2 protein-coding genes are annotated in these 933 nt (G+C 51.9%); one reads left to right on the top strand and one right to left on the bottom strand.

Annotation, left to right across the window (positions count from 1 at the left end; translation table 11 throughout):
- A partial coding sequence (locus tag C7H09_RS07465; protein WP_206074286.1) for a site-specific integrase occupies positions 1-333 on the bottom strand: 333 nt, incomplete at its 3' end.
- Between the two features lie 222 nt (positions 334-555).
- On the opposite strand from C7H09_RS07465, the gene C7H09_RS07475 reads away from it, so the two are divergent.
- Entirely contained in the window at positions 556-864 is a 309-nt protein-coding gene (locus tag C7H09_RS07475; RefSeq protein ID WP_106761488.1) for a hypothetical protein, read from the top strand.
- The last annotated feature ends 69 nt before the right edge of the window (positions 865-933 follow it).

Consider the following 933-nt stretch of genomic DNA (forward strand, 5'->3'; position numbering starts at 1 on the left):
CAGGGAGAGTACATCCTGCAGGGTCTGAACCTTGGGCGGCTTGACGATGGGAACATACTCCCAGGGTTTGTCGAGGACATACTGATAGAAACGCTGCATAGCATTGCGGGCAATTTTGACCAGGCTCCAGGAGCGATGCTCGACCAGGTGAATGAAATACTGCTGGAGCTGCTGGGTGCTAAGCTGGTCGGGACAGGTATCGAAATGGTCGCTCACCTGTCGCAGGCAGCGGGTGTAGAGGTCGATGGTCTTGGCGCTTTTGCCCCGCAGGGTGAGTTCGTTATGGTAGCGTTGATGCAGAACTTGAAAACGAGCGTGGTCGTGGGTGTTCATGACGCGTCTCCTGACAGGCCCTTCCGAAATAGAAGGGGTCAGGAAAGTACAGACGATTTGCGCCTCTGCCGCGTAGCGGCTTCGTTCAACAAAGCATTTAAGAGGGACAGCCAACGCGTGGCATTTTTATTATGCGTTGGTTTTTGTGGTTACGGTGTTATGCGGTAAGTTGGTAGTAGCGTTGGCTGCCCCTTAATGCGGCGTTAAGTTTAGGGAGAAGCCGTGAACAGCATTATTGAATTCATGCTTGAAAGCGCTGTCGTAAACTCGATCCCGATATTTTTTGCCGCTGGAATTATCGCGCTCATTGGAGGGCCGTTACTCAAGAAGGCTGGTATTGGAACGTACTTCCGTGGCTTGATCTATTCTGTCATTGGTGTGAGTGCCGGAGTATGGAGTTATACCGTATTCGACATACCGGGTCGCGGTATTGAATTGCTTGAGTTTGCTACTCTTACTGTTGGTATGCTTCTCTATAGCTTGGTAATCATCATGCCCATTGTTGCGATTAAGAACCGCGCAAAAACTTAACAAATCGCAGCAGTACGCGGCTGATGGCCGCCGGACGCCCCTGTCGGGCCGCCGCTGTGCTTCGCGTTA

The sequence above is a fragment of the Marinobacter fuscus genome (assembly GCF_003007675.1).
GTDB classification, from domain to species: Bacteria; Pseudomonadota; Gammaproteobacteria; order Pseudomonadales; family Oleiphilaceae; genus Marinobacter; species Marinobacter fuscus.